We start from the raw sequence: 1089 nt of genomic DNA on the forward strand, positions 1-1089 counted from the left end.
GATTTCGGTCCTACGCTGGCGTGCGAGAAGCTGCGTGAATGCCACGGCATCCGCCTGGCGAAGGAAACGGTCCGGCAATTGATGATGGATGCCCAGCTGTGGGTGCCGCGCCGTCAACGTCCGCCGAAGATCTACCAGCCGCGGGCGCGGCGCGCCTGTCTGGGCGAACTGATCCAGATCGATGGTAGCGATCATCGGTGGTTTGAGGATCGGGCGCCGGCGTGCGCACTGCTGGTGTATGTCGACGATGCGACGAGCCGGCTGATGGCATTGCATTTCACGGCCACAGAATCGACGTTCAGCTACTTTGAAGCGACGCGAGCGTACATTGAACAGTACGGCAAACCCGGCGCGTTCTACAGTGACAAGTACAGCGTGTTTCGCAAGACGGGCGCGAACAAGGATGGCAATCGCGTGACCCACTTCGGCCGTGCCATGTACGAACTGAATATCGACACGTTTTGCGCGAACAGCAGTCCGGCCAAAGGCCGCGTCGAGCGCGCGCATCTGACGCTGCAGGATCGTCTCGTGAAGGAACTGCGGCTGCGCGGCATCAGCACGGTCACCCAGGCCAATGCATACGCGCCGGCCTTCATGGCGGCCTACAACGCGCGTTTCGCCAAGCCGCCCAGGAGCAGTTTCGACGCACATCGGCCGCTTCGCGCTGACGAGAGCCTTGATCTGGTACTTACCTGGCGCGAGCCGCGCAAAGTGACGAAATCGCTGACGGTGCAATATGACAAGGTCATGTACCTGCTGGAGGATACGCCGGAACACCGCAAGCTGATTGATCGATATATCGAAGTCTGGGAGTACCCGGATGCGCGTATCGAACTCCGGGTGGACGGTCGTGTTCTGACGTGCAGGCAGTACGACCGGCTGACCGAGATCGATCAGGCCGCGGTCGTCGAACACAAGCGACTGGGCCACGTGCTTCAGGTCTCGCAGGCGATCCAGGCACAGCGCGATAACCAGCGCATTGGCAAGGCGCCCTCCCGAACGCATCTCGGCGCGCCGACCAAAGTCCAAAGTCGTACGGCGGACAAGAAGAAGCAACGCGAGTTCACGCAGGCTGACGTCGAACAGACG

General features: G+C 61.2%; 1 protein-coding gene. It reads left to right on the forward strand.

Annotated features, from left to right (window positions below; translation table 11 throughout):
* On the forward strand, nucleotides 1-1089 hold a 1089-nt coding region (locus BN2475_RS32715), incomplete at both ends, for an ISNCY family transposase (RefSeq protein ID WP_094783466.1).

This window comes from Paraburkholderia ribeironis, assembly GCF_900019265.1.
Classification (GTDB): domain Bacteria; phylum Pseudomonadota; class Gammaproteobacteria; order Burkholderiales; family Burkholderiaceae; genus Paraburkholderia; species Paraburkholderia ribeironis.